Annotated in this window: 17 protein-coding genes; 15 read left to right on the top strand and 2 right to left on the bottom strand. The window is 36.4% G+C overall.

Going from position 1 to position 22,092, the window contains the following annotated elements:
• Positions 1-260 precede the first annotated feature (260 nt).
• From JML65_RS15200 to JML65_RS15190, 3 genes are all read left to right on the top strand, one after another.
• On the top strand, positions 261-2,045 hold the full coding sequence (locus JML65_RS15200; RefSeq protein WP_202271332.1) for a histidine kinase: 1,785 nt from the start codon (positions 261-263) through the stop codon (positions 2,043-2,045).
• 64 nt (positions 2,046-2,109) lie between these two features.
• On the top strand, positions 2,110-2,844 hold the full coding sequence (locus tag JML65_RS15195; RefSeq protein ID WP_202271331.1) for a LytR/AlgR family response regulator transcription factor: 735 nt from the start codon (positions 2,110-2,112) through the stop codon (positions 2,842-2,844).
• Between the two features lie 72 nt (positions 2,845-2,916).
• On the top strand, positions 2,917-3,459 hold the full coding sequence (locus tag JML65_RS15190; protein ID WP_202271330.1) for a lipocalin family protein: 543 nt from the start codon (positions 2,917-2,919) through the stop codon (positions 3,457-3,459).
• A gap of 38 nt (positions 3,460-3,497) precedes the next feature.
• Here the strand turns inward: JML65_RS15190 and JML65_RS15185 are convergent, their stop codons facing one another.
• Positions 3,498-3,971, bottom strand: coding sequence for a hypothetical protein (locus JML65_RS15185; protein ID WP_202271329.1), 474 nt, complete (start codon positions 3,969-3,971; stop codon positions 3,498-3,500).
• A gap of 116 nt (positions 3,972-4,087) precedes the next feature.
• Between JML65_RS15185 and JML65_RS15180 the strand changes: the two genes are divergently transcribed.
• The 4 genes from JML65_RS15180 (at position 4,088) to JML65_RS15165 (ending at position 13,495) form a co-directional block, all read left to right on the top strand.
• Positions 4,088-5,338 (top strand): CinA family nicotinamide mononucleotide deamidase-related protein, encoded by a 1,251-nt coding sequence (locus JML65_RS15180; protein WP_202271328.1) that lies wholly within the window; start codon positions 4,088-4,090, stop codon positions 5,336-5,338.
• Positions 5,339-5,425: 87 nt separating this feature from the next.
• Positions 5,426-8,824, top strand: a complete 3,399-nt coding sequence (locus JML65_RS15175) for a polysaccharide deacetylase family protein (RefSeq protein WP_202271327.1) — start codon at positions 5,426-5,428, stop codon at positions 8,822-8,824.
• A gap of 77 nt (positions 8,825-8,901) precedes the next feature.
• Positions 8,902-10,959, top strand: a complete 2,058-nt coding sequence (locus JML65_RS15170; protein ID WP_202271326.1) for a M13 family metallopeptidase — start codon at positions 8,902-8,904, stop codon at positions 10,957-10,959.
• A 439-nt stretch (positions 10,960-11,398) separates the two neighbouring features.
• Complete coding sequence (locus JML65_RS15165; protein ID WP_084086208.1) at positions 11,399-13,495, top strand: M13 family metallopeptidase; 2,097 nt, start codon at positions 11,399-11,401, stop codon at positions 13,493-13,495.
• A 64-nt stretch (positions 13,496-13,559) separates the two neighbouring features.
• On the opposite strand, the gene JML65_RS15160 is transcribed toward JML65_RS15165, so the two are convergent.
• Positions 13,560-14,606: a hypothetical protein gene (locus JML65_RS15160; protein WP_202271325.1), complete on the bottom strand. Its 1,047-nt coding sequence runs from the start codon at positions 14,604-14,606 to the stop codon at positions 13,560-13,562.
• A gap of 340 nt (positions 14,607-14,946) precedes the next feature.
• Here JML65_RS15160 and JML65_RS15155 point away from each other — a divergent pair, with 340 nt between their 5' ends.
• The 8 genes from JML65_RS15155 (at position 14,947) to JML65_RS15120 (ending at position 22,078) form a co-directional block, all read left to right on the top strand.
• Entirely contained in the window at positions 14,947-15,393 is a 447-nt protein-coding gene (locus tag JML65_RS15155; protein WP_047487911.1) for a type VI secretion system contractile sheath small subunit, read from the top strand.
• 21 nt (positions 15,394-15,414) lie between these two features.
• Positions 15,415-16,776, top strand: coding sequence for a DUF5458 family protein (locus JML65_RS15150; RefSeq protein WP_047487587.1), 1,362 nt, complete (start codon positions 15,415-15,417; stop codon positions 16,774-16,776).
• A gap of 79 nt (positions 16,777-16,855) precedes the next feature.
• Complete coding sequence (locus JML65_RS15145) at positions 16,856-17,317, top strand: hypothetical protein (protein WP_052188573.1); 462 nt, start codon at positions 16,856-16,858, stop codon at positions 17,315-17,317.
• Positions 17,318-17,399: 82 nt separating this feature from the next.
• Positions 17,400-18,434, top strand: coding sequence for an A/G-specific adenine glycosylase (gene mutY / locus JML65_RS15140; protein ID WP_237390898.1), 1,035 nt, complete (start codon positions 17,400-17,402; stop codon positions 18,432-18,434).
• A 44-nt stretch (positions 18,435-18,478) separates the two neighbouring features.
• Complete coding sequence (gene gldD, locus JML65_RS15135; protein WP_047487595.1) at positions 18,479-19,036, top strand: gliding motility lipoprotein GldD; 558 nt, start codon at positions 18,479-18,481, stop codon at positions 19,034-19,036.
• Positions 19,037-19,063: 27 nt separating this feature from the next.
• The gene (locus JML65_RS15130; RefSeq protein WP_047487598.1) at positions 19,064-19,987 is read left to right on the top strand and encodes a PfkB family carbohydrate kinase; all 924 of its coding nucleotides are present in this window, start codon (positions 19,064-19,066) and stop codon (positions 19,985-19,987) included.
• A gap of 87 nt (positions 19,988-20,074) precedes the next feature.
• Positions 20,075-21,442: a peptidylprolyl isomerase gene (locus JML65_RS15125; RefSeq protein ID WP_202271324.1), complete on the top strand. Its 1,368-nt coding sequence runs from the start codon at positions 20,075-20,077 to the stop codon at positions 21,440-21,442.
• Between the two features lie 138 nt (positions 21,443-21,580).
• Positions 21,581-22,078 (top strand): hypothetical protein, encoded by a 498-nt coding sequence (locus JML65_RS15120; RefSeq protein WP_202271323.1) that lies wholly within the window; start codon positions 21,581-21,583, stop codon positions 22,076-22,078.
• The last annotated feature ends 14 nt before the right edge of the window (positions 22,079-22,092 follow it).

The following is a 22,092-nucleotide window of genomic DNA, read 5'->3' as shown; positions in this document are numbered from 1 at the left end:
AATGATAATGTTTTGTGTTTTTTAATGAACGCTGTATCGCTTGATGGTTAAACATGTTTTACCACTACTGAGTGTCTTTTTTGTTTATTTTTTAAGATCATATTTTACACTTTGATTCATAATATACTGTATTCATCGGGATCAGCATTATTAATAACTTAATCTGGTCATGTGGCCATAGAAAGCTCAACTTGGTGAATGGGCAGTTTCGCTTGGTGAATAGTTTTTGAGCAGACTGTATATATGTATATCTTTGTTTTATGAAAATACTTAAACTTTTTACGATCCTTTTACTCATGATTTTGGGAAATATCACCTATTCTCAAAACAGTACTAAGGCTGTGGAAGAAGTTCAGGTAGAAACCAAGAAGCTGAAAAAAGCTATTGATACCAAAAACGAATCTGCTCAGGCCGATTCTTACTATAATATTGGGGAAACGTTTTTCAATGACGGGAACTTTCCGAAAAGCGAGGAATATTATACAAAAGCTAAAAAGATCTATGAAAAGGTCAATGATAAACCCAATATTGAAAAAGTAACCCGAAGATTGGCCCAATCTCAGGAAAAGCAGAATAAAATATCACCTGCCATCAGCAATTACAGTATGGCAGCCCAAGTGGGGTATTCTGAAAAAAGCAGGGCCGTCAATTCCAATGATGTAGCCAGGCTTTCTTCTCCTACACCTGAGCAGAAAACTGAAGCCATCCAGAGTAATATTAATATCATTAGAAAAGAAAAAGAACAGACCGGTTTAGCAGAGGGCTATAGCCAGTTGGCAGATGTCAATATACAACAGAATGAGGTCTCTAAAGCAGAAGATAACCTGAATGCTGCCTACAAAATTTCAAAAAAAGAAGCCCCACAGCAGGCATTGGAAATTAATCAGAGATTGGCGAATCTGTATGTTGAAAATAAAAAATTCGATAAAGCGATAGAAGCCAAAAAGAAGGTGATGAAAGAAGACTTTGTAAAAGATGATTCTCAGGAGAAAGTCAATCAGATTCAGGAGCTGGCAGATATTTATATAAAAAAGAACGATAAAGAGGAAGCTGTAACCTTATTAAAAAATGCCTATGGAATTGCTTTAGATAAAGGACATACACTGGAAGCACAGAGAAGTGTGAAAAAGCTGGACAGCCTTTACAATATATCAGGAAATACAGATGCTTCAGTGTCATTGTACAGGGATTTTTTAGGAAAACTGCCTGATCTGGTTTCCAAAGACAGAAGTCTGGTAGACAATAAAATTCTGGAAGATACGGAACAGCGAATTTCTCAGCTTGAAAAAGAAAGAGAACTGAAAGATGAGCTGATCCGCAAGAAAAATGTATTCAATTATGGACTGATTGGAGCTTTAATCCTGTTGACAGGCCTCATCATTTTTATTTTCAGAACCCTGAAAAAAGTTCAGACAAAAAATAAAAAAATTGCCCTTCAGTCACTCAGAAGAGAGATGAATCCTCATTTTATTTTTAACAGTCTGAATAGCGTAAACCATTTTATAGCCACCAATAATGAACTGGAAGCCAATCAGTATCTGACAAAATTCTCTAAGCTGATGCGGGGGGTAATGGAAAACTCTACAGAAGATTTTATCCCTTTTCAACAGGAGCTAGATCTTCTTCAGAACTATCTTGCGCTTGAAAAAACACGGTTTGCAGACAAATTTGATTATGAAGTGGATGTAGATGAAAACCTCAATGTACATAGTCAGCAGGTACCTGGAATGCTGGTGCAGCCATTCCTTGAAAATGCGATCTGGCACGGATTGCGCTACAGAACTGAAAAAGGATTTTTAAAACTGAGTTTTGAAAAAGAAGAGCAGTATTTAAAGGTAACCATCGAAGATAATGGAATAGGAATTGAAGAAAGTAAAAAACAGAAAACTCAGCATCAAAAGACAAGAGAGGGCAGAGGAATGAAAAATACACTGGAGAGAATACAGTTGCTGAATGATCTGTATAAAAAAAATATAACCTGTACTGTCAAAGACAAAGAAAACAATAGTGGAGTGCTGGTGATTATAAAAATTAATCTGTTTTAAAAACAGTTGAGCGGTTGTGATATTCAAACGATCATCTGCCACCTATTACCCAAAAACATATCCTATGAAAATAAAAGCCGTAATCGTAGACGATGAACTTATAGCTAGAGAAGTACTGAGAAATTATATCACGAAATATTGTCCGCAGGTGGAAATTCTTGGCGAAGCAGAAAATATAAAACAAGCTGTTCCCCTGATTGCTGAGAAACAGCCCGAATTGGTATTTTTAGACGTAGAAATGCCTTTTGGAAATGCTTTTGATGTTCTGGAAGCAACTAAAGAATTTTCCTATGAAACCATTTTTATTACGGCATTCTCACAATATTCATTACAGGCTTTAAATAAGTCAGCAAGTTATTACATTTTAAAACCTATTGATATTCAGGAACTCATTCTGGCGGTAAACAAAGTTGTTGAGAGCCTTGAGAAAAAAGATGAGCTCAACAGGAATAAGATTCTGCTTGAAAATTTAAAACTGAAACCCGAGAAGCAGCAGCTCATACTTCCAACTTTACAGGGGTTTGATGTGGTGAAAACTGAGGATATTGTCCGGCTTCAGGCAGATGGCAATTTTACTCAGGTGTATCTTACCGATGGTTCCAAAAAAATGGTTTGCCGTTTTTTAAAACACTTTGATGACTTGTTGGAAAACCCTTTTGTAAGAGTACACCGTTCCCATATTATCAATACTGCTTTTGTGAAATCTTATCATAAAAGTGGAACAGTAATGCTTTCTGATGATACAGAGATTGAAGTTTCTGGTAGTTTTAAAGATGGTTTTCTGAAAGTTTTTTCATAGAATTTACCACTCTTTAACAACGTAAAGGCATTATTTTTGAAGTTTTTATAAGAACCACACAAAATTTCTGTTATGAAAACTCTTCACAAAATTATACTTCCCGTTTCGCTGGGAGCACTTGGATTGATCATGTTCAATTCCTATTCAGTAGGAGTTCCCAAAGGAGCTAAAGTTGTAAAGAATTTTGATGTCAAAAAATATCTCGGAAGATGGTATGAAATAGCCCGTTTTGATTACCGTTTCGAGAAGAATATGGATAATGTCACCGCAGAATATTCAGAAAACCTGGATGGAACAGTAAGGGTCAATAATAAGGGCTATAATTACGTGAAAAAAGAATGGAAAGAAGCCATTGGTGAAGCCAGATTTGTAAAAGATAAAACAGAAGCCAGGCTGAAAGTGGCATTTTTCAAGCCGTTTTGGGCAGGTTATAATGTGATTGATATTGATGAAGAATATCAGTATGCCCTGGTAGCAGGAAGCAGCTTAAAATACCTCTGGATTTTATCCCGAACTCCCAATATTCCCGAAAGTATGCGCCAGCGATTTATAGAAAAAGCAAAGAAACTCGGATATAATACCGAAGAACTTATCTGGGTAAAACATAATCAATAAAATAAAAAGAGGCTATCAAGTGATGGCCTCTTTTCTCTTTATTTTTTAGAATAGTCTTTCCATTCTTCAAAACGATGATCAATAACCTGTCTCATCAGGTCGTAGTTTTCATAAGTATCTTCAATGTGATAGAACGTTTCATATTCATAATCACTCTCTTCAGCCTTCGCATCAAAAATATTAACATAGTCATCAGCAAATGAGCTGAACCTGTTTCCGAAATCGGTATCATCTGCATAATAATCTTTTGCAAATTTATTTCCTAAATCATTCAGGTCATACTCAGAAAATTTGCCATCACAGGAATCCATAATAAACTCGGCACCTGTAATTTCCCGCTGTTTTAGTTTTTCAATTTCTTCCTTACCATCTTCTTTTAAATCATCAGAAATAAGATCATTGTTAATACACCAGTTCAGGAACATTCCCGTATGGGTAGCTCCATTTTTTTCAGGAAGCCCTTCAGGAAAATCACCGCCATAATGCCATGAGGCGTCATCGTATTTAGACATAATTTTAATTATAGTTTTAAATAATCGACATCAAAAATAGAAAAAATCATTTTATGTTGCCGCAGCCATAGATTTTTCCGTCATTTGCAGGAGAATTTTTTTCAACAAACTGATCTATGGAAAAAGCTGTTCTGATTACTATTGGTGATGAAATCCTTTCCGGAAATACAATAGATACCAATTCTAATTTTATTGCCTCCGAACTTAAAAATATAGGCATTAAAGTTTCTCAGATATTCACGATTTCGGACGAAATTGAAACCATTAAAAATACACTTGCCACCGCTTTTGAGCTGGGAGATTTAATCATTACAACCGGAGGGCTGGGACCCACCAGAGATGACAAAACCAAAAAAGCACTGGCTGAATTTTTTGATGATGAAATTGCCCTGGATGAGGTTACTTTTAACCATCTGAAGGGATATATGGAAAGAAGAGGAAGACAGGATATCCTTGAAAGGAATAGAGAACAGGCCTTTGTTCCCACAAAATCTGTCGTATTCCAAAATCATTACGGGACAGCACCCTGCATGATGATGGAACAGAACGGAAAACTATGCTACAGCCTTCCAGGTGTTCCTTATGAAGTGAAACCCCTGATCAAAGACCAGATTGTTCCTTATTTACAGGAAAAATTTAACCTTAATTATATCCATAGCCGCATTGTTTCCGTGGTCGGAATCCCTGAAAGTATCCTGGCTGACACCATTGAAAACTGGGAACTGGCTCTTCCTGAGAATATAGCCCTGTCTTACCTTCCGGTAGGAACACGTGTTAAACTTAGGCTTACAGCATCCGGTGATAACGAAGAGCTTTTAAAACAACAGACCGAAGAAGAAATCCAAAAACTTTTGCCGTTCATAAAAGATCATGTCATTGCAACCTCTGAAGATAAAATTGAAAATATCCTGGCGGAAATGCTTACTGATAGAAAGCTGACGATTTCTACTGCAGAGAGCTGTACAGGAGGCGGACTTGCTAAAATGATTACCTCTGTTTCCGGAAGTTCAAGATATTTTCTTGGTGGGGTCGTAGCATATGCCACAGAGAAAAAAGTGAAGATTTTAAATGTTTCTCAGGAAACGATAGACCAATATACTGTGGTCAGTGAAGAGGTAGCACAGGAAATGGCAGAAGGTGTTCAAAAATTATTTGACAGCCATATTTCTCTTTCTACAACTGGTGTTGCAGGGCCGGGAAAAGGTGAGGATGGTAAAGAAGTGGGAACCGTTTTCTATACAATCAGGATCAATGATCAGGAAGTAACCTTTAAATTATATATGCCCCATCTGGAGAGAGTGGATTTTATGGATTTCGTTTCTCAAAAGATTATTCAGGATGTAGTAAGTCTTTTAGTAAATTCTTAATAGATCACCTTCTTTTTTAATTTTTTTTTAATTAATTCTGGTATACTTTTTCACGCTTTTTGAGATCATTCCATAAATTTCATAAACGTGGAAAACTCAAAACAGATTTTTCAAACTAATAGCAAAAAACGCTGGAAAAGTGTACAGTGGAGTAGCCGTATATTTATTTTTATTGCGGCGCTGCTGCTGCTTGCTTTAGGTCTGATGATGACCCTGGATAAAAATCCAAAAATTCCCTTTAAAGAAGACTATAAAGCTGTTATTACTGCTAGCAAACCCTATCTTCAGGAGAATAAAATTTCTAAAGAATATAAGGGATTCAGAAGCTTTATTTCTGAAAAGACAATGCATACGAGTCTTTCTAAGATTGAAGAGGCAAGAGCCGAAAGACTGAAGAATCAAAACAGAAACTGGGCGCAGTTTCCGGGAGGAATCCGTTCCGCATTTTATGTGGCCTGGGATCCACAATCGCTGATGTCTTTAAAAAGAAATATCAGACATATTAATCTTGTTTTTCCGGAATGGTTTTTTCTCGATCCCAAAACAGGAGATCTGAAAACCAATATCGACCCTGAAGGATATAAAATTCTTAAAAGAACGGGTGTTGCTGCAATGCCGATCCTGAGTAATAATTCCGACAGGGAATTCCGTTCTGAAGGATTAGGAAAAGTCCTTAACGATCCACAGAAAAGAACACATCTTATCCAAAAAATCACTCAGCAATGTATAAAATATCATTTCAAAGGAATTAATATTGACTTTGAGGATATGAATCTTGATTCCGATGAGAACCTGATCGCTTTTATGAAAGAGCTTTCGGAAACATTTAAAAAGAACCAATTGCTGGTGACCATGGATATCATGACGGATAATGATGATTATAATATCCAGAGATTAGATCCATATGTAGATTACTTTGTACTAATGGCCTATGATGAATATTCCGCAAGCGGCGATGCCGGGCCCATTTCATCTCAAAAATGGATAGAGGAACAAACCGGGAAAATTGTAAAAAAGACGGCTCCCAACAAGATTATTCTGGGGTTAGGAGCTTATGGCTATGACTGGAGTTCCAATTCAGATGACAATACTTCGGTTACCTATATGCAGGCGATTACAAAAGCCAGTGCCAGTAAAGCGGTCATTGATTATAATGACAATACCTTTAATCTGAATTACTCCTATACAGATTCTAAAAATCTTACCCATACCGTATTTTTCAATGATGCTGCTTCTATTTTCAATACCATGCGTTTTTCATCCGAATATCCATTGGCAGGAACGGCACTTTGGAGATTGGGAAGTGAAGACAGCAGAGTCTGGAACTTCTATGATAAGGATCTTACATTTGCCGGTCTTTCCAAGCTGAATCTAAAGACGCTGGAGAATGTAAAAGGCCAGACAATGGTAGATTATATAGGAGATGGTGAAGTTTTAGATGTACTGAATACCCCTCATGACGGAAAAATAGCATTGGAAATTGATCCCAAAGAAAAAATTATAACAGATGAAAATTATATTACGTATCCGAGCTCTTATGAAGTGAAGAAATATGGAAGTGCCCCTCAAAAAGAACTGGTGCTGACATTTGATGACGGTCCCGATGAAACATATACCCCTCAGGTATTGGATATATTATCGAAATATCATGTTCCGGCAGCTTTCTTTTTAGTGGGATTAAATGCTGAAAAAAACCTCCCGCTTGTCAAAAGAATTTATCGGGAAGGACATGAAATAGGAAACCACACCTTTACCCATGAGAATGTTGCTAAAGTAAGCCCGGAAAGAGCTTTATTAGAGTTAAAACTAACAAGGCTGCTTATAGAATGTGTTACAGGGCACAGTACAATTCTGTTCAGAGCACCTTATAATGCCGATTCAGAGCCTACTACTTCAGAAGAAATTATTCCTGTAGCGCTGGCAAGACAGCAGAATTATCTGGATATCGGAGAGAATATAGACCCGGAAGACTGGCAGCCGGGCATAAAAGCTGATGAAATTGTAAAGCGTGTATTAGCAGGAGTAAAACAGGAGAGAGGAAATATTATCCTGCTTCATGATGCCGGAGGAGACACCAGAGAAGAAACTGTAAAAGCATTGAAAGTTTTAATTCCAACACTTCAGAAACAAGGATACCATTTTACGAATCTTACCAACCTGCTGCATAAAAGCAGAAGTGAGCTGATGCCGGAAATCCCTAAAACAAGATCTTATTACATCATGCAACTTAATCTGGTATTGGCTACTGTAATTTATGGAATAAGTCATTTTCTGGTTGCCCTATTTACAATCTTTATTATATTAGGATTGATCAGATTATTACTGATGGCTTATTGGGCATTTAAAGAAAAAAGAAAAGAGAAAAATCTGAGTGAATTTCCGGTTCTGGAATCCTATCCTAAAGTGTCCATTATTGTTCCGGCGTATAATGAGGAAGTCAATATTGTTTCTTCTTTACAGAATTTGCTGAAACAGACCTATCCGAATTTTAATATTATTATGGTGGATGACGGAAGTAAGGATTCAACCTATGAGAAGGCAAAAGAAGCATTTCCAGATAATCCGAAGCTGAAAATTTTCACAAAAACAAATGGTGGAAAAGCGACAGCCTTAAATTTGGGGATTTCGCAAACAGATGCTGAATATGTAGTATGTATTGATGCAGATACTCAACTACAGAAGGATGCTGTAAAATATCTGATTGCAAGATTTCTAAACGCGAGTTCTGAAGAAAAGATTGCTGCTGTGGCAGGAAATGTTAAAGTAGGAAATACCGTAAACTGGCTTACAAAATGGCAGGCCATAGAATATACCACAAGCCAGAATTTTGACAGACTTGCTTATGCCCACATCAATGCAATTACGGTGATTCCCGGTGCTATTGGGGCGTTTAAAAGATCTGTGATCATGGAAGCGGGAGGGTATTCTTCCGATACCCTGGCAGAAGACTGTGATATTACGGTGAAGATTTTGAAAGCAGGTTACACGGTAGCGAATGAAAACAGAGCGATAGCCGTTACTGAAGCTCCCGAAACCGTAAAACAGTTTCTGAAACAGCGCTTCCGCTGGACTTACGGAATTATGCAGATGTTCTGGAAGCAGAAACAGACCTTTCTTAATCCCCAATATAAAGGGTTGGGACTTTGGGCGATGCCTAATATCCTCTTATTCCAATACATTATACCGTTTTTCTCACCACTGGCCGACGTCATCATGTTTTTTGGAATTTTATCCGGAAATGGCAGTAAAATATTTAGCTATTACCTGATATTCCTTTTGGTGGATGCTTCTTTAGCTTTGATCGCCTTTATTATGCAGCGTGAAAGATTAACCAATCTGCTGTATGTTATCCCGCAGAGATTTGGATACCGATGGCTGATGTATATCGTACTGTTTAAGAGTTTAAGAAAAGCTCTGAAAGGCGAAATACAGACCTGGGGATTCCTGAAAAGAACAGGAAATGTAAAAGAGATAGCAACTTCTTAATATTTGTTTAAATTTGTTTTTATAAAAAAGTAACAAATAGTAAATAAATCATACATATTGTATAAATTGTTATCATAATGAAAAAACTAACGCTTTCTTTGTTTTTATTAGCAGGAATATGTTCACAAAATACAGTGAATGCCCAGGCTAAAGTAACTAAAACAGTTGTAAACAGCACAGATACAGGCTTGGATATTAGCCTTATGGATACTTCTGTACGTCCGCAGGATGATTTTTATAACTACGTGAGTGGAACATGGATGAAAACTGCCAAAATTCCTTCTGATAAGCCAACTTGGGGAAGTTTCAACAAATTAGCTGAAGACACGGATAACAACTCCATGACGATCCTGAACTCGCTTTTGAAGGATAAATTTGCTGATGGAAGCGAAGGTAAAAAAATCCAGGATCTGTATGCTACATATATGAACATGCAGAAGAGAAATGCAGACGGAATCAAACCTATTCAGGGAAATCTGACTAAAATTGATGCCATCAAAAATGTTGCTGATCTTCAGAATTATCTTGCTTCTGTAACTAAGGAAGGCGAAAATAATTTCTATGGATGGGGCGTATATGCAGATCTGAAAGACTCTAAAATGAACGCTGTTTACTTAGGGGAAGCATCTCTTGGTTTAGGAAGAGATTATTATCAGAAAGTAAACGAAAAAAATACAGAAGCTATTGCTGAATATCAGAAATATGTAGCTTCAATGCTTAAAGAATTAGGATACAAAAATGCGGATGAAGCAGCAAAAGGTATCGTTGATTACGAGAAAAGCATCGCTAAAACCTATCTGACAAATGAACAGAGCCGTGATAATACTCTTCAGTATAACCCTCAGACAATGGCTGAGCTTTCTGCTTTGGTAAAAGGAGTTGACCTTCCTGCTTATCTTAAAAAAGTAGGGGTGAATTCTGATAAAGTAATCATCGGAGAATTAGGGTATTATAAAAACTTTGATCAACTGGTGAATGCTAAAAACCTTCCTATCATCAAAGACTATTTAAAATTCCACCTGATCAACGGAAGTGCTTCTTACTTAAGTGAGAACCTTGGAAATATGAGATTTGCTTTCTATGGTAAATATCTTAGAGGTCAGCAGGAACAGAGAGCTTTAAACAAAAGAGGTTTTGAATTGATCAATGGTTCTTTGGGAGAAGCTTTCGGAAAATTATATGTTGAAAAATACTTCCCTGCAGAAGCTAAGGCTCAAATGGTAGAATTGATCGACTATTTAAAGAAAAGCTTTGCCGTTCACATCAACAATTTAGCGTGGATGTCTGCTACAACAAAGGCAAAAGCAATGACGAAACTGAACAAATTTACAGTGAAAGTTGCTTATCCGGACAAATGGAAAGATTATTCAAAATTAGAAATCACTCCAGAATCTAAAGACGGAACATTATACAAAAACCTTCAGAATATTGCTGAATGGCAGTACAATAAAGATTTAGCTAAAATTGGTAAGCCGGTTGATAAATCAGAATGGGGAATGACTCCACAAACGGTAAATGCTTACTATAACCCGGTAAACAACGAAATCGTATTCCCTGCTGCAATCCTTCAGCCGCCATTCTTCAATCCGAAAGCTGATGCTGCTGTAAACTTCGGTGGAATTGGTGCTGTTATCGGTCACGAAATGAGCCACGGATTTGATGATTCAGGTGCCCAGTTTGATGCAGACGGTAACTTAGTAGACTGGTGGACTCCGGAAGATAAAGCCAACTTCGAGAAAGCTACAAAAGCTCTTGCTTCTCAATATGACAAATATGAGCCTGTAAAAGGAACTTTTGTAAACGGTACTTTCACAAATGGTGAAAATATCGCTGACTTAGGAGGTGTAAATATTGCATATGACGCTCTTCAAATGTACTTAAAAGATAAAGGAAACCCAGGAAAAATCAGTGGATTCTCTCAGGATCAGAGATTCTTCTTAAGCTGGGCAACTGTTTGGAGAACATTATCAAGTGAGAAATACATGATCAATCAGGTGAAGACAGATCCGCACTCTCCGGGGTACTTCAGAAGCTTCGGCCCACTGATCAATGTTGATTCATTCTACAAAGCATTCGACGTGAAAAAAGGAGATAAGCTATACAAAGCTCCTGAAGACAGAATTAAAATCTGGTAATCATACAAACCGTTCAGCAATGAACGGTTTTTTTATAGGTAATAGGTAGTAGAGATTTAATAAGAAGTTAGAAGTGTCGATGCATTACTCATAATTTGTAAATGAAAGACCTCCATCATTCCCCTCCTCTGGAGGGGTGTCGAAAATTCAAAGAATTTTTGACGGGGTGGTTTATAACCGGTTTACTTATAAAGCAAATATCATCCATCAATAGAAGCGGACTTTAGTCCGCTTTCTTCATAAATACCCATCATCAGGCTTTAGCCAAAGCCTAACATAAACCCATCTGAATTTAAAACCCACATTACCCCCGAAATTCAACCCCCGTATTCCCAATTCCCTGAACTAAACATACTCTATCATTTTCCAATTATCCCTCAACTATTATCATTAAAGTTTGTATATTTGATAAGTTTGTGTAAAATCAAAAATATCTTTAATGAAAAAGCTAAATATTGGAATACTTGCCCTTTCAGGTCTTGTATTTCTTAATTCTTGTGGTACAGCAAAGACTGCAGGGACAGATACAAAAACTGAAGCTACGGCAGTCGTTGCCGAGACAGTAAAAGGAGAAGTAAAAGATGAGGGAATTAATGTATCATATATGGATACAAATGTGCGTCCACAGGATGACTTTTTTAGCTATGTAAACGGAAATTGGGTGAAGAACACTCAGATTCCGTCTGATAAAGCAAATTGGGGGTCTTTCAATGCATTGAGGGAAAATGTGGATGATGCTTCTCTGGACATCTTAAACAAAATTTTGTCTGAAAAATATGCTGAAGGAACTGAAGGTCAGAAAATTCAGAATCTATACGCTTCTTTTATGGATACCAGCAAAAGAAATGCAGATGGTTTATCACCTATAAAAAGTGATTTGACAAAAATTGATGCCATTAAAAACCTTAATGATCTTCAGAAGTACCTTTTGGAAGCAACAAGATTAGGAGATAATTCATTCTACGGCTGGCGAGTAAGCGCAGATATGAAGAATTCTAAAATGAATGCTGTATATCTGGGAGGTCCGGATCTTGGTCTGGGAAGAGATTATTATCAGAAAGTAAACGACGCAAATACTAAAACTTTAGCAGAATATCAGGCTTATGTTGGAAAACTATTCGGGGTTTTAGGATATAAGAATTCAGCTCAGGCAGGGCAGAATGTGGTTGATTTTGAGAAACAGCTTGCCAATTATTTATTGACTCTTGAGCAGAACAGAGATGCTAACCTGAGATACAATCCTAAAAATGTATCTGAGCTTTCAGGGCTTGTTAAAAATATAGACCTTGCAAAATATTTGAAAGATGCAGGGGTGAATACAGACAGAGTAATCATCGGAGAACTGAAATATTACCAGAATATGGATCAGTTTGTGACGCAAAAAAACCTTCCGTTGTTAAAAGACTATCTGAAGTATCACCTGATTAACGGTAATGCAAGTAATTTAGATGAAAGTTTAGAGCAAATCAGATTTGATTTCTATGCAAAATATCTTCAGGGACAGAAAGAGCAGCGTCCAATGAACAAGAGAGGTCTTACCATGGTTAATGGGGTTCTTGGTGAAGCTTTCGGTAAATTATATGTTGAGAAATATTTTACTCCGGAAGCAAAACAGCAGATGGAAACTTATATTGACTACCTTTTAAAATCATTTAAAACGCACATTGCCAATATAGACTGGATGTCTCCGGAAACAAAAGTAAAAGCTCAGGAGAAACTGTCTAAATTTACAGTAAAGATTGCTTATCCGGATAAATGGAAAGATTATACCCAATTGAAAGTGGAATCTACCAATCAGGGAGCAACATTATATTCTAACCTTCAGAATGTAGCGGCATGGCAGTATCAGAGAAGTTTAGATAAAGTAGGAAAACCTGTTGATAAAACAGAATGGGGAATGTCTCCACAGACTGTCAATGCCTACTACAGCGGATCAAATAACGAAATTGTATTCCCGGCAGCAATCCTTCAGCCTCCTTTCTATAATCCTAAAGCAGATGCAGCGGTGAATTTTGGTGGTATTGGAGCGGTTATCGGGCATGAAATCTCTCACGGATTTGATGACAGTGGTTCCCGTTTCGATGGTGACGGAAACCTTAATAACTGGTGGACAGATGCTGACCGCAAGAACTTTGATGCAAAAGTAGGACAGCTTGCAGCTCAATACAATGCTTATGAACCTGTAAAAGGAAGTTTTGTAAACGGTAAATTTACAAGCGGAGAAAATATCGGTGACTTAGGTGGTGTATCTGTGGCTTATGATGCCCTTCAAATGTATTTAAAAGATAAAGGAAATCCAGGTAAAATCAGTGGATTTACTCAGGATCAGAGATTTTTCTTAAGCTGGGCAACAGTTTGGAGAACAAAAGCTACAGATCAGTATATGATCAATCAGGTAAAAACAGATCCTCACTCTCCGGGAGTGTACAGAGCATTTGGACCATTAGTTAATCAGGATGCATTTATCAAAGCATTTGATATTAAGCCTGGTGATAAAATGTATAAAGCTCCTCAGGACAGAATAAAAATCTGGTAGTAATACCAAAAATTGTTAGAAAAGAAAGAATCCGTCTCAATTCAATGTGAGATGGATTCTCTTTTTAATACGCTTTCTTATAATTTCGGATAACGAACTTTATTCCGGTTTCTATAATATCTCCCATCGTTTGACAGTACTTGAAATTCACATCGTAAGTGAGTTTTTGCAAAGCTGTTTTTAGCTCTGTAACATTGGCCTCAGGGGCAATGTTTTCTTTTTTCATAATAGAAAGGAGTTCATCGAATCTGCTTTTGCTACTGGTCACTCTTTTTACAATTTGTGAACGTACCTCTTTACGATATTGCTCTATGGAATTAGGTTTCAATTTTTCTAATACCATATTAACCATCAGGTTGTTTTCTTTGAAATACTGAGGGAGATACACTTTCAAATTCCCCTCGTAGCTTTGCTGATCAAAATCGATGGGACGAATTCTGTAAATAACCTGATCAAAATCGTGTATAGGAATGATAACATAATTATAAGAGCGCATGTCTCCAAGTAGCCCAATAAGGCAGCGTTCATTGAATTTTACAAATTCCTTGGAAATTTGCGCTTTTTCCGATTCTGTACAATTGGGTAGGTATTTCTGAATAAAAACATCCCCGGGAATTCCTAAGATATGTTCTTCTATTAAGGTGTTTTTGTAAATTAGAAAGTTAACCCGGTTGGGAGAAAGAAGGTCTTCAATTTCCAATCCGTATATGCGTGAGGCATCGGCTTGCTTAATATAAAAATTGGTATAATTGTCATTCAGAATATTTCTCACCCGAATTCGGAAAGGTTTAGAATTTCCGAAAGTACAGAAGTCGATCGTATCTACTTTCAGATAGGGTAAAGTAGCTTCATCTCCGTCGGAATGAAGAAGGGTATAAATCTTATTTAGATTAGCCTCTATTTCTTTAAACTCATATTCAGAATACAATACCCCGAGCCACAAAGTATCTTTGCCTTCCTTATCCAGAATATTCACACTGTCGCTGAATCTTAGCAGGTCTTCATATAGAAACTGGATCTTGGTAGTTCTGTTGTGTTTTTCCAAATACTGCTCTAGTGCTTCTGAAACAGGATATATTGGTTTTCGAAAAGCAATCTTTACATCTTTCATTATTGTGTTTACTTTATTTAAATATAAAGAATATTTTTTCCTTACGTTGGAGGATTTTTTATTTTAACATATGTTTGATCAAAGTAGGCCAAAATTTTATTTTATCTTTCTATGGTTTACTTTTGTTTATTTTTCATAGCTTAGTGATATCGTAAGATGGTGATTGTATGATAAGTAATAATAGCTAAATTTAAATAAATCAAGAAAAATCTTGACAAAATTTTGTATGTTACAGTTTTTTTTTAAATTTAAACATTGGATTGGTAATTTATTTGATACGTCTGTAAATTACTCAGAAACAGATCCAAACCAAAATAGTAAATCTCAAAATAATAATAATATGGCAATGTTTAATTATGGTGTTGGCGGAAACGAGGTAAAAGTAGACGCTAATGAAGCTATTCAGGAAATACAGGAAAATAAATCACTGATAGTAAGCCAGCTTACAACAGAAGAATCTTATACCCCTGAAATTGTAACAGGATTAAAAACCGTAGAAGATGTTTTCAGACATTTTCAGCCTTCTGTAGCTGTACAGCATGAAACAGAAGATGGAAGTGTGGTAGAAGAAGAATTCCGCTTTCAAAATCTTGGTGACTTTACTCCTAAAAGCCTTACTCAGAAATCAGATTATCTGCAGCAGCTGAGCATGGAGCAGGAGCAGTACAACAAAATCGTACGTCAGCTGAAAACAAATAAAATACTACGAAATATGCTGGAGAATGATCAGACAAGAGCTGCGTTCATCGAAGTATTGAAAGACGTAGCACAAGAACTTGAAAAATAATTAAAGACTTTACATTAAATCATGGATAGCAAATTACAGGCGCAAGAAAGCCAGCAGCAAGGGCAGCAGCAACACGCAGGGCAACCGAAAGGGAACCCACTTGCAGAGCTCAATAAAATGGGAGGTTTTGGCTTTGTTGAATCCGTTGTAGACGGAGTCGCCAATATGAACCCTACAAGAAAGGCAAGAAAGGAAATCTTCCTTACCGATAGCAATAAAGCAGATGAAAGAAAAGAGCTTCTTCAGAAAATCAACCTTTGGGTGAGTCTGTTGGAGGGAAATGAATCTGCAGATAAAATGGCTGAAACGTGCAAAAGTAAAGCACAGCAGGCCGATCAGAATTTAAAGACAAACTTAAAAAATACACTTGATGCAGTTCGTCTGTTGGAAACCAACTACAGAACGGTAGCGCAATTCTATAAAAATACAGAATTGGACAAAGTAGACAACGTAAGCATTGTCAATGCAAGTATCGATCAGGTTTCGGATTTAGATAATCCTTTATTTATCGATGCAATTTCTGAAGAATTCAAAAATTATTATGACCGTTTAGACCTTAGAGATAACTATTCAATTCTTGCAATACCAGGATATTTAGGATCAAATAAGGTAATTGAAAAATGGGCGAAAATCTGTAACGAGAATAAAGTAATGATGGTTACAGATTTTGCTAATCTTGATAAGCCGGATGACGTGGTAGATTTATTCCACTCGGCAAACCTTACAGGAGGTGAACTTCACAGAAGTAATGTGATTATGACTTGTAACTGGCTGGTAGGACGTGGAAAAGCTGAAGAAGTAGGTGAAGAGGAAAACGTAGAACTTCCACCTTCCACTTCATTGGCAGGAAAAATCCACAAGACTTTAATGTCTCAGGTAGCAGCCGGTAAAAAACACGGTAATATCAACGAAGTAGACGCTGTAAAATTCGAATTGAAGAAAAGTGAAATTTCTCAGTTAGAAAAAATGGGTCTTGTACCGATGGTAAATGAATATGGAAAAATCATGGCATTCTCTGCAAAAACATTGTTTACAGGAGATAACATCGGTCTTCAGACATATTCCGTAGTTCGTGTATTCGACTACGTAACTAAAGTACTACTTGACTTCCTGAACAGAAGAGCTTTTGAAAACTGGAACGCTAAGAACGAAGATGATTTGAGAAGACAGATCGTAACATTCTTAGACAATATCAAAGGACCGGATAAATTAATTGAAAAATTCAAGATTGTTCGTTTTGAACAGGACAGAGTGAACAAAGACAGAGTATGGCTTGATATCCGTATGACTCCTTATTTCCCTACAAAAAGTTTCGTTATTAAACTGGACGGACACAAAGGAGATGATGGTAACGAATGGGATGCAGAATATACTCAGGAATAAAAAAACTTATTTTAAATAATAAAAAACCGATGCAATTTTTTTCATCGGTTTTTTTCTACCAACACCTATAAATAGTAAGATGAATAAAAAACTGAACTTGGTACTTCTGCCTGTCTTATTACTGGCAGTTTTGGTAAGCTGTGAAAAAAAATACCAAAGCCCGGGGAATTATGAAAACGATATGTTTGCCAATGAACGCCAGGAAGGGACAGCCTATATTATGAATGAAGATGAATGTTTCGATGGTAGTGAAATGGTGATTGCAAGCTCAGAAGTAAAGCTGATAGATAGTTCAAAAGGCCGTGGAAAACCCTTTTTTATCTATAAAGTAAGATCCGGAAAAGTACTGAAAACAATAAGAGATTCTGTTATGGAATATCCATTTCAGTTTCTTTCACCACAGAGACTCAAGCTGAAAAATAATGATTCCATGTATGTTTACCTGAAAAGTCTTCAGGGGTACCGGTTTATTGCAAAAGACAGGAACCTTAAATATCAGTGGCTGAAAGCAGCTCCGGTATATTCTGTGAAGAAAAAATAAAATAAACCTATCTTTGCAGCTTCGAAATAATGTTCATCAGAAGAGCTCTCGCTTCTTCCGTGGTATAAATAGATTAAGGTTTTTGGAAAATATTAGAACAGGCTCAGACTTTCTTCATGTAGGAAACAGGCTTTTGGAGTGGTATAAAAATAATGCAAGAGATCTGCCTTTCAGACAGACGAAAGACCCTTATAAAATATGGATCTGTGAGATTGTATTTCAACAGACAAGAATTAATCAGGGGTTAAATCACTATAATAATTTTATCAAAAGATTTCCCGATGTAAAAACATTGGCAGAAGCTGACGAAAACGAGGTTTTATTATACTGGAAGGGATTAGGCTATTACTCAAGGGCAATTAATATTCATAAAGCTGCCAGGCAGATTATGGAGGACTATCAGGGGATATTTCCAGCTCAGTATCAAGATATTTTAACCTTAAAAGGGATTGGTAAATATACTGCGGCTGCGGTTTCAAGCATCTGTTTCGGAGGAAAAATGCCTGCGGTTGACGGAAACTTTTATAGGGTGCTAAGCCGTCTTTTTGCTGATGATTTTGATATTTCAAACTCCAGAGCTTTTACCTATTTTTCAGAATTGGCGTCTTTGGTGATGCCTGACAATGTAGGCGATTTTAATCAGGCGATGATGGATCTGGGTTCTGAGATCTGTAAGCCGAAAAATCCCCTTTGCGGAGAATGCCCAATTAATGAAGACTGTCTTGCGTTTTCTTTACAGAAAGTTACCAATTATCCGGTGAAAACGAAGAAGGTAAAGACAGAAGATCTTGCTTTAACCTATTATTTCGTTCATAGAAACGGACAATTTCTGATCCGTCAGAGAAAAGATGATTTTATCTGGAAAAAATTATTTGAGTTTCCTTCAGCTATTCCTGAAGAAATGGAACCATTTATTACCCAATCAAAAACCATTACCCATAAACTGACTCACAAGAATTTAAGTATTGAAATATTCAATGTGGCAGTATCTTCAGAGAAGGAATGGAATACTTTTATAGCTGAAAATCAATACCTCATTACGGATATTCAGGGATCTCATGAAAAATCCTTTCCTAAGCCTTTGGAAAATTACATTCAAAACTCTCTGAAAGACTGAAATTTGTCTTCTGAAATCTGAAATCTAATTTGTACTTTTGCAAAATGATTAAAAAAGTCATTTTTATTTTTGTATCACTGCTTTTACTTTCATGTGGAAAAGACACTACTCCGAAACCTTACGGAGAATTGCGTCTGGAATATCCAACTCCGAAATACCAAAAGTTTGAAAACAATTGTGCCTATACTTTTGAATATTCTGATTTTGCTTCCATTACGGCAGCTAAAAAACCGTGTTGGTACTATCTTAATTATCCAAAAATGAAAGCCAAAATCTTTGTTACTTATTATCCGATACAAAATGATTTTGCTGAACATATCAAGGAAGCCGAGAAAATGGTTTACGAACATACCATTAAAGCCAGTTCTATAGATACAAAATCTTTTGAGTATCCTGAAAAAAAGGTCTACGGAAACTTTTATGAGCTTAAAGGGCAGAGTGCTTCCAATCTTCAATTTTACATCACAGACAGTACAAAACATTTTGTGACTGCTTATTTATACTTTGATACGAGACCGAAACCGGATTCTCTGGCTCCTGCAGTGAACTATATCAAAAACGATATGAAGCACCTGCTGGACTCTTTTGAATGGAAAAAATAATTACTTTTAATATACATTGAAAAATATATGAAACTTTTAGTTGTAGGAAGTGTTGCATTTGATGCAATCGAAACACCATTTGGTAAAACGGATAAAATTTTAGGTGGAGCAGCCACTTATATTGGGATCACTTCATCTATTTTAGGCGTTAAATCGGGTATCGTTTCTGTAGTAGGAGGAGATTTTCCACAAGAACATCTGGATATGTTTACAGACAGAGACGTAAACATCGAAGGAATTGAAATTGTAAAAGAAGGAAAAACTTTCTTCTGGTCAGGAAAATATCATAATGATTTAAATACCAGAGACACTTTAGCTACAGAGGTGAATGTGTTGGAAAATTTTGATCCGAAAATTCCGGATTCTATGCAGGATTCAGAAATTTTATTACTTGGAAACCTACACCCTGGAGTTCAGTTGTCCGTACTTGAAAAAATGAATAAGCGTCCTAAACTTGTTATCCTTGATACCATGAATTTCTGGATGGACAGCGCTTGGGATATTCTGATGGATATGATTGCTAAAACAGATGTAATCACAATCAATGATGAAGAAGCAAGACAGCTTTCAGGAGAATATTCTCTGGTAAAAGCAGCTAAGAAAATTCATACCATGGGTCCTGAATATGTAATCATCAAAAAAGGAGAGCACGGAGCTTTACTTTTCCATGATAATAAAGTATTTGCTATTCCTGCACTTCCGTTAGAAGATGTTTTCGATCCAACAGGGGCAGGAGATACTTTTGCAGGAGGTTTTGCCGCTTATCTTGCTAAAAAAGGAAAACTGGATTTCGAAACCATGAAATCTGCTTTAATTGTAGGTTCTGCAATGGCTTCATTTACCGTAGAAAAATTCGGAACAGAAAGAATTCAGGAAGTTGGAGAAGCGGATATGTTCGAGAGATTGAGGCAATTTAAAGAATTAACAACATTTGATGTTGAACTGCAGTAAATAAGTCTTTTTAAGAAATATTTATAATAAAAAATTGAGTGAAATTCGTTAAGAATTCTAAATTTGCAACTTGTTTAAAATAGTAAAATGACAAATAGACTAAAAATCACTTTTCTCCTTGGGATTTTCATAATGATATTCTCTTCAAATATGATGAATGCCCAGCTAAAACAAGGAGATTTAGTGGATGGTATTGCTGCTGTTATCGGTGATGAGATTGTTTTGGAATCTGATGTAACTGAGCAAATGAATTATGGAAAGCAGCAGGGAGCTTCTAATACAGATAAATGTGAGTTCCTGGAAAACCTTATCAGCAATAAGCTTCTTGTATACGAGGCAAAAAAAGATACGTTGATTGAAAACCGTTCTGCAGCGATCAAGGAGCAAGCTAATGGAAAATACCGTCAGTTGCTTTCTCAATTTCCAGATGAAAAAACAATGCTTGCAGCTTATAAGTTCAGAAATGCTTATGAGATGAAGAATGCTATCGAAAAAATTGATATAGACCAATACTACGGGCAGGCAAAATATCAGAGAATTACTGAAAAAGCCGATGTAACACCTAATGAGGTTACCGACTTTTATAACCTGTACAAAATGCAGTTGCCGCAGATAAAAGATGAAGTAACCTTAGCTCAGATTATGATTTATCCGCCATTGACGGAAGCTCATAAACAAGATCTGATCAACAGACTGAAAAAAGTTAAGCAGGATATCTTAGGTGGAGAAACTTTCGAAAGTCAGGCTAGAATTTATTCTGAAGATGAAGGATCTGCTTCCAACGGAGGATTATACAAGAATATCAATAAAGGTCAGATGGTGAAGCAGTTTGAAGCTACAGCATTAAACCTTCAGGAAAATGAAATTTCAGATCCTATCGAATCTGAATTCGGATACCACATTATTCAGTTGTTAAAAAAATCCGGAAAAGTGTATGACGCAAGACATATACTATTAAAGGCTACTCCTACAGATGAAGAACTAAAAACGGCAAAAGCAAAATTAGATAGTATCAGAGGTCTTATTATAGATGGTAAGATGACATTTAAAGATGCTGCGTTTAAGTTTTCTGATGATAAAAGAACCAAATTTAATGCTGGAGTTATTCCGGGAGGAGACGGTTCTGATAAAATTGAAAGAGAAAGTATCCCGGGAACAATCAGCTATGAGTTAGCCGGATTAAACAAAGGTGATATTACTACTGCTTTTGAAGACGAAGAAAACAAAAGAAAAACGGTTAAGATCATTAAATTGGAAGATGCTATACCTGCACACCAGATTACACTGGAAACAGACTTTAGCAGAATAAAACAAATGGCACTGAATAAGAAGAAGAATGAAATGATTGAAAAATTTGTTAGTTCTAAATTACCAAACATTTTCATCTCCATCAACGGACGTTATGATAGCTGTAATTTTAAATCCAATTGGAAAAAAGCAACAGTTAAAAAATAAAACAAAAACCTTCAGAATCTCTGGAGGTTTTTTTTATCGGTACACCTTAGCCCTTGAAACAGGTGAATAGAAAATCTTATTTACCTTTCTTTATATACTTGCATCGTAACATTGAATATCTTTACATAAACTAAACGTATGGACTTTGCCTTTTATCTTCAACAATTCCATTGGGCTGCAGGGGAAATTCCAGAAATAAAACTTGATCGTAAGGGATTGAAACTATCGGTAGATATTGTTCTGGAATCCGTAGCTCTTAAAGTATATAAACCGGAGTGGTCTGGAGATCAGCAGTCACCATTAGATGCAGTGGGCAGGATTTTCTTTTCGGTATGGGTAAATGATAAGGCGATCCAAGAGGATAGAATATATTATAATATCCATGCCCTAAAGGTAAGAGAATTAAAAAACTATAGGATTTCCGGTAGAAGTTTTGCGCAGGATTTTAGAACTGAATTTTTGAAGTATCATAAAGACTGGCCTAATGTAAGTGTAGAGTATGGACCACTTACCTTAATGCAAGGCTGGATACCATTAAAAAATGATAGGATACAAAAAGATGTATATGAACTGGTTCAGAATTTTTTAAAGATAAGTTCTATTATAGATCATATTTTGGATTCACATAGGAAATGAGAATATTTCGTTTT

Source organism: Chryseobacterium sp. KMC2, from assembly GCF_016756935.1.
GTDB classification, from domain to species: Bacteria; Bacteroidota; Bacteroidia; order Flavobacteriales; family Weeksellaceae; genus Chryseobacterium; species Chryseobacterium rhizosphaerae.
Note: the sequence above shows the minus strand (reverse complement) of the source record. Positions and strands in the feature narration are given on the sequence as shown.

Coding starts and splice junctions, on each gene's coding strand:
- JML65_RS15200 (WP_202271332.1), top strand. CDS start 261: ATGAAAATACTTAAACTTTTTACGATCCTTTTACTCATGATTTTGGGA.
- JML65_RS15195 (WP_202271331.1), top strand. CDS start 2,110: ATGAAAATAAAAGCCGTAATCGTAGACGATGAACTTATAGCTAGAGAA.
- JML65_RS15190 (WP_202271330.1), top strand. CDS start 2,917: ATGAAAACTCTTCACAAAATTATACTTCCCGTTTCGCTGGGAGCACTT.
- JML65_RS15185 (WP_202271329.1), bottom strand. CDS start 3,971: ATGTCTAAATACGATGACGCCTCATGGCATTATGGCGGTGATTTTCCT.
- JML65_RS15180 (WP_202271328.1), top strand. CDS start 4,088: ATGGAAAAAGCTGTTCTGATTACTATTGGTGATGAAATCCTTTCCGGA.
- JML65_RS15170 (WP_202271326.1), top strand. CDS start 8,902: ATGAAAAAACTAACGCTTTCTTTGTTTTTATTAGCAGGAATATGTTCA.
- JML65_RS15165 (WP_084086208.1), top strand. CDS start 11,399: ATGAAAAAGCTAAATATTGGAATACTTGCCCTTTCAGGTCTTGTATTT.
- JML65_RS15160 (WP_202271325.1), bottom strand. CDS start 14,606: ATGAAAGATGTAAAGATTGCTTTTCGAAAACCAATATATCCTGTTTCA.
- JML65_RS15155 (WP_047487911.1), top strand. CDS start 14,947: ATGGCAATGTTTAATTATGGTGTTGGCGGAAACGAGGTAAAAGTAGAC.
- JML65_RS15150 (WP_047487587.1), top strand. CDS start 15,415: ATGGATAGCAAATTACAGGCGCAAGAAAGCCAGCAGCAAGGGCAGCAG.
- JML65_RS15145 (WP_052188573.1), top strand. CDS start 16,856: ATGAATAAAAAACTGAACTTGGTACTTCTGCCTGTCTTATTACTGGCA.
- gldD (WP_047487595.1), top strand. CDS start 18,479: ATGATTAAAAAAGTCATTTTTATTTTTGTATCACTGCTTTTACTTTCA.
- JML65_RS15130 (WP_047487598.1), top strand. CDS start 19,064: ATGAAACTTTTAGTTGTAGGAAGTGTTGCATTTGATGCAATCGAAACA.
- JML65_RS15125 (WP_202271324.1), top strand. CDS start 20,075: ATGACAAATAGACTAAAAATCACTTTTCTCCTTGGGATTTTCATAATG.
- JML65_RS15120 (WP_202271323.1), top strand. CDS start 21,581: ATGGACTTTGCCTTTTATCTTCAACAATTCCATTGGGCTGCAGGGGAA.